Below are 6125 nucleotides of genomic sequence, written 5' to 3'. Positions count from 1 at the left end.
TGACAAACAGCCGACACCCCAATCGCACCCAATGCTTACGCTGGACACAAACGATAGTTAAACCAGATAACTCAAATCCCAGTATTAGACCTAAACAAGTTTTCGTGATAGAATCGCGCATAGAAGAGAGATGATTAGAATGAAATTTACGAAAAAAAGAACCGCGTCTAACAAACAGGCGTCTGCTAAACGAGATGCAACGTGGGAAAAATTTAAATCGCAACAAAATACATTGGCCGCAAACAAGCGTGGTGACCGCAGTAAAGGTGCTCGTCAGCCTAAGTATTAATGGGTTGGTGGGAGCGAAAGTCCGATTTTAGGTGCCTTTTGCTTGCAATATTGGTCTAGATAGCTTATTATTGGACTATACCAACAAAAGGAGTGGCGGAATCCATGTCAGAATCAACGAAAGCAAAAATGAATGTGATTGTCGTTAAGGATCGGCTAGAAGGCGGTCAACAAGGCTATCAAGTATTTAAAGAAGCCTACGAAAACGGAGCAAAGGTTTACGGCCTTGCTACGGGGAGTACGCCGGTAACGACGTACGACGCCATTATTAAGAGCGACCTTGATTTTAGTCAAATGACGTCCATTAACCTTGATGAATACGTCGGATTGGAACCAACCCACCCACAAAGTTACCATTACTTTATGCAGACTCACTTATTTGATCAAAAACCATTTGCACAATCTTACGTGCCAAATGGCATGAACGCGGATGCTGCTGATGAAATGGCGCGCTACGACCAGATCATTGCTGACAACCCGATTGATCTTCAAATTTTGGGCTTAGGTCAAAACGGCCACATTGGCTTTAACGAACCTGGGACTGATCCCGCAATGGCACGCACAAGGTGACGTTGACCGAATCAACGATCAAGGCAAATGCCCGGTTCTTTGAACATGAAACTGATGTGCCACGTTATGCGTACTCAATGGGAATTGCTTCAATTATGAAGAGTCACCAGATCTTGTTAGAAGCCTATGGTGAAGAAAAAGCCGCAGCGGTTAAGGCCATGATTGAAGGCCCAGTAACGACCGATGTACCAGCTAGTTTCTTACAAAATCACAACCACGTGACGGTTATTCTTGATGAGGCATCAGCAAGTTTATTAACCAAGTAAGTTTCGCTTAAAACTAAACAGTACGGCATAAGAGAGGCAGATGGTGACATCGCTCTCTTTTTTTATGAATTAAAAAATTGAGTGGCCGTTGGTTGAATTGTAATGTTCTCGTTATTGAAGCCACCTAGAAATCCCGATATAATGGCCTTAACATCATAGGTATGTCGAGGAGGAGACGCAAAGATGCGAAAACCAATCATCCTCAAGCTGGCTTTGACCGGCTTGGTGGCGTGTGGGTTAGTGGGGGCTGACCAGGTGAAACCGGCAGCTAGTACCCAAACGACACAGTTTATTAGCACGTTATCAACGCCAGTTAAAACCGTTGCGAACCAGTACAAATTGTATCCATCAGTCATGATGGCGCAAGCAGCGCTGGAGAGTGGCTGGGGCACGAGTCAACTGTCAACGTCAGCAAACAATTATTTTGGCGTGAAAGGCAGTTATAACGGTCAGTCGGTAACGATGTCGACGGCCGAATATGACGCAAACGGACAGTTGTATTACACCAACGCGGCATTTAAAAAATACCCAAGTGTGCAAGAATCAATGGTCGATAATGCGCAGTTGTTACGTAATGGGACGGCTTGGGATAGTAGTTACTATTCTGGCACTTGGCGCGAAAACGCCGCGACCTATCAGGACGCTGCAAATGCGTTGACGGGTAAGTACGCGACCGCGCCAACTTATGGCACGTCGTTGATCAATTTGATTCAAACGTACGGTCTATCAACGCTTGATAGTGGCGGTAGTGTGGCAAGTGAGAGTTCAACTGCTGATAGTAGTAGCGCAAACAGTAACAGTGCCACAACAACCCCAACGACGCGACAACAGGGGCAACGACTACGACGTCAACAACTAAGTCAAAGAAGATTACTTATACCACGGGTGAGAATGGCCAATCAGTGGTACTAGGGAGTCGCTTCCGAAATTACGCGATTTATAATCACGTTAAAGGGAGTGCTTATAAGACCACCAAGTATAGCTGGTATACGATTGGCGGCTGGACAAATCGGCCAGTTTGGCTTGATGGTCGAGCGTACAAGTCCGCTACCAAGACGAACTGGTACCGGATCCGGTTTAGCAAGCAAACAACTGCTAAGAAGTACTGGGTGTACAAAAAGGCGCTGACTTTCCCCAAAACGACTTATAGTAAGTTAGAGACGTCAGCGACGATTGGCTCGACATCCGAGACGGTTTATAACCACGTTTATAACTCGGCTTATCTCGCGAAGAAGTTAACGACCACCGATGCATTGAAGAACCAAAAAGTGACCGTGAACGAAAAGGCAACGCACGTCCAAAACGGCATTACGACGACGTGGTACCGATTTAGTGCCGGTGATGTTACTGGCTGGGCGAAAGCAAGTGCGTTTTCAAAGGTAGGTTAGTGTTAAATCAGCAACGGACTACCAATTTTGACACTTAATGATCAAGGGACATCATGGATTCCAAAATTGGAATTTGTGATGCCTTTTCAGGTATTTGGCGCCAATTGGTTAAGGATTTGCTTATTTTTATCGCGAGGTTCTTGTACAATCATGAAAAACCGGTATAATAGGCACGGCTTAGAACATTTAGAATGGAGACTTGACTCAATGAGGTTTTGGAAAAAAGTAACGTTAACGCTCGGGGTGTTGCTGTCGATTGGGGTCGGCAGTAGCATCACGGCTCAAGCAGATAGTCACACAGCGTTTATCGATGAACTCAGTACCCCAGTGTTACAAGTCAGCCGGAAGTATCACCTGTACGGCTCCGTTATGATGGCTCAGGCGGCTTTGGAGAGCGACTGGGGGACGAGTGCACTATCGACCCAGGCCAACAACTACTTTGGCGTGAAGGGCAATTATGGCGGTCGTTCGGTGACGATGTCAACGTCGGAAGCCAACACCAGTGGTGATTTGTATAAAACGCTTGCCCAATTTAAATCATACCCAAGTATCGCGGCATCGTTGAATGATTATGCTAAAGTGTTGCGAGGCGGGACAACTTGGAACCCGTTTTTATATCAGGGTGCTTGGCGTGAAAATGCCGATTCGTATATGTCAGCGACCGCAATCGTGGCCAAGAACTATGCGACTGATACAAACTACCAAGAAAAGCTCAATCAAATAATTGCGCAGTACGACCTACACGATCGCTTTGACCGGGCAACGGCCCACGCAACCGATGCTGATCACACCACGGTGATTACGCCTGGGGTGAGCTACGCAACTTACGATGGTACTGCGACTGTTAAACCGGGGACGATTCGGTTTTATAAGAATGTTCCCGGACCAAGCGTCAAGGCGAAGTCCATCAAAACGGATCAGTTAGCCAATCAAAAGGTAACTGTGCTTCAGCGGGGCATTATTACTAAATCACAAACGATTTGGTATCAGGTTAAGACCGCCCAAGCAACCGGCTGGGTTCAGTTAACAGATTTACTGAATTTAGCAACTAAATAACGTTTGACGATGACGGTGAGTCTATCTTAACTAAGAGAACTTTGCTATAATGACGCATATGTGCGGCGCAATACTGGTCGCGCATAACGGCAGTAAAACTCACCGTTACTGGTCGCCGATAACGATGATGTAGGCGACTTAAAACAGAGGTAAGGAAGACATTAGACATGGCAACTGATTATAAAATTAAAGTTCAAAATGTAACGAAAGAGTACGAATTATTTAAGACCCAATCGGATAAGTTGAAGGCATTCTTCGCCCTTAACCGCAAACCAGTCCCTCATTTTTGGTCCTTAATGGGCATTTCGTTGGAGATTAAAGCCGGTGAAACGATGGGCTTGATTGGGGTCAACGGGTCAGGTAAATCGACGTTGTCCAATATCATCTCAGGAATTATTCCGCAAACAACGGGGATTGTTGACGTTCGTGGCGATACTTCGATTATTGCGATTGGGGCTGGCCTGCGAGGCAATTTGACCGGGTTAGAAAACATTCGCTTGTAAGCGTTGATGCAGGGATTGACCAACGAAGAAATTGATCAGTTAATGGATGATATTGTCAGTTTTGCTGATATTGGCGATTTTTTGTATCAACCCGTTAAGAGCTACTCAAGTGGGATGAAATCCCGGCTGGGGTTCTCAATTGCGGTTCACGTTAACCCTGATATTTTAATTATTGATGAAGCCCTGTCCGTTGGTGATGATACATTCTACCAAAAGTGTGTGGACAAAATCACTGAATTTAAAGAAGAGGGTAAGACGATCATCTTCGTCAGTCACTCGTTAAAGCAAATTGAAATGCTCTGTGATCGGGTTGCGTGGATTCACTACGGTACCTTGAAGCAGGTTGGCCCTACGGCGGATGTTGTGAAGAACTACAAATCGTTCGTTAAGTGGTTTAAGAACCTGGATAAGAAGGAAAAGAAGCACTTCCAGCGACGGATGAAGGAAGCCCAAAAGGCGTTTGATATTGATGCTTATCAAGCTGAAGCAGTGGCAGTGCGGCAAGAAGCCAATCCTGAAGAGAAGAACGTTGCAGCTAAGGTTAAGCATGATTTCTATGGCTCAGTCATTAGCGAAAAGATGTCAGGTGGCAACCGGGTGTTGACCTTTGCGGTACTCGCGCTGTTTGTTCTGTTCTGCTGGGTCAATGTATCGGGTCACTCACTGAGTGAAGTTGTGACCAACCCAACCAACCTAATTCACCCAACAGAACACGTTAGCGTTGTTGGAAGTTATGATAAATCAAAATAAATGAAATTTTAATTAAAGAATAACCGTTTTAAATGTGGACTTTTCTAATTTATAATGGTATTCTTTAATTAACCATTTATTTACCACCTACTTATCCAACGATGAGTAGGTCCATCTCTCATTTGACAATTGAATCAAATGATCGAAAAGCCGTCAGCGATGAAGGCTTTTTTTGTTGTTTGAATAAATGAGTGCGCGTTGAAATGAAACAAAAATTGAAATTTTTTGTGTGTGAGGCATAAAAGTGCGGTAATACCCTGTTCCTAGAAGATTGCAGCTCACAGAATAGTAATCAATAATTAGCTTTTGTCGTTAAAAACCCAAAACCGGAAAAATATATTAACAAAGCTGTTGACAGCGCTTACAAAATGCCTTATATTAGTTCTTGTAAGGTATGAATAATTACCTTCTAATCAATTCTCTTTCTCTCTTATGCCGCCACTATCAGCCGATAGTGGCTTTTTGGTATCTAAAAATAGGGATTAATCAGACCTTATAAAACAAGATTTAAGGATGAAAGGTGTTGATTTAGCAGTTTTCAAACATTGATTGATGTCTTGAAAAAATATTTCACTGACAATTATTTTATGGTATACTAATCAAGTTGCGATGAAGGAGGGCGTAGAATGAAAAGTCATGAAACGTTTACGTTGATCGAAGAAATTACCCGTCTGGATGGTTCGAAGTACATGGAGATCAGTAACATGGTCCAAAATGGTCGAGCCGAATTGGCTGCCGAGCGCGGCTATATTAAACAGGTGCGAATTTTACAACTCAACATTCCTCATTCACCACACGTGGTTGCTTACGAAGACTATGTGAATGAAAACTACGAGATGCAACGGAAGCGTTGGATCATTTCGAAGAGTGGGAGAAACCCGAAAAGATTCAAAACGAGGTTAATATGGTCTTAAAAGAAAACCATATTGGTTAAATTCTTCTGCGAAAAAGATTTGCATAGTATGAGAGTTTATGGTATAAATATTACATGGTGTTTTTGCCCCGTAGTTCAGTGGTAGAATAATTGACTGTTAATCAGGAGGTCGCTGGTTCGAACCCAGCCGGGGCAGTTTCATAAATATTCATTTATGAGTTTATAGTATACATGATTGCCCCGTAGTTCAGTGGTAGAATAATTGACTGTTAATCAGGAGGTCGCTGGTTCGAACCCAGCCGGGGCAGTCATAAGTCGTGCGTCACTCATCATTTTGATGAGTGGCTTTTTTATTGTCGCTTGTGTCCAGCGTAAGTGTTGGGTGCGATTTGGGTGTCGGCTGTTTGTCATCGCTTCGCTCGCCAAAGTC

Annotated in this window: 3 protein-coding genes, 2 tRNA genes and 3 pseudogenes; all 8 read left to right on the top strand. The window is 43.9% G+C overall.

All coding sequences use genetic code 11. The annotated features are described in order from the left end of the window. Positions 1-417: 417 nt before the first annotated feature. A pseudogene (locus JCM2765_RS15745) lies at positions 418-1124 on the top strand (glucosamine-6-phosphate deaminase). A 183-nt stretch (positions 1125-1307) separates the two neighbouring features. Continuing rightward, a complete protein-coding gene (locus tag JCM2765_RS15740) occupies positions 1308-2036 on the top strand; it encodes a glycoside hydrolase family 73 protein (protein ID WP_082405181.1) in 729 nt (242 codons plus the stop codon). Beyond that, positions 2027-2512: a hypothetical protein gene (locus JCM2765_RS15735; RefSeq protein WP_054737499.1), complete on the top strand. Its 486-nt coding sequence runs from the start codon at positions 2027-2029 to the stop codon at positions 2510-2512. Before JCM2765_RS15740 ends, JCM2765_RS15735 begins: the two co-directional genes overlap by 10 nt. Positions 2513-2719: 207 nt before the next feature. Further along, the gene (locus JCM2765_RS15730) at positions 2720-3568 is read left to right on the top strand and encodes a glycoside hydrolase family 73 protein (protein ID WP_054737498.1); all 849 of its coding nucleotides are present in this window, start codon (positions 2720-2722) and stop codon (positions 3566-3568) included. Between the two features lie 167 nt (positions 3569-3735). Continuing rightward, positions 3736-4821: pseudogene (locus JCM2765_RS15725) on the top strand (ABC transporter ATP-binding protein). Positions 4822-5447: 626 nt separating this feature from the next. Beyond that, positions 5448-5755, top strand: a pseudogene (locus JCM2765_RS15720) (hypothetical protein). 64 nt (positions 5756-5819) lie between these two features. Then, positions 5820-5891, top strand: a tRNA-Asn gene (locus JCM2765_RS15715). 40 nt (positions 5892-5931) lie between these two features. After that, a tRNA-Asn gene (locus tag JCM2765_RS15710) sits at positions 5932-6003 on the top strand. Positions 6004-6125: the final 122 nt, after the last annotated feature.

The organism is Secundilactobacillus similis DSM 23365 = JCM 2765 (assembly GCF_001311075.1).
Classification (GTDB): domain Bacteria; phylum Bacillota; class Bacilli; order Lactobacillales; family Lactobacillaceae; genus Secundilactobacillus; species Secundilactobacillus similis.
The sequence above is the reverse complement of the archived record's forward strand: the minus strand, read 5'-3'. Positions and strand labels throughout refer to the sequence as shown.

Coding starts and splice junctions, on each gene's coding strand:
- JCM2765_RS15740 (WP_082405181.1), top strand. CDS start 1,308: ATGCGAAAACCAATCATCCTCAAGCTGGCTTTGACCGGCTTGGTGGCG.
- JCM2765_RS15730 (WP_054737498.1), top strand. CDS start 2,720: ATGAGGTTTTGGAAAAAAGTAACGTTAACGCTCGGGGTGTTGCTGTCG.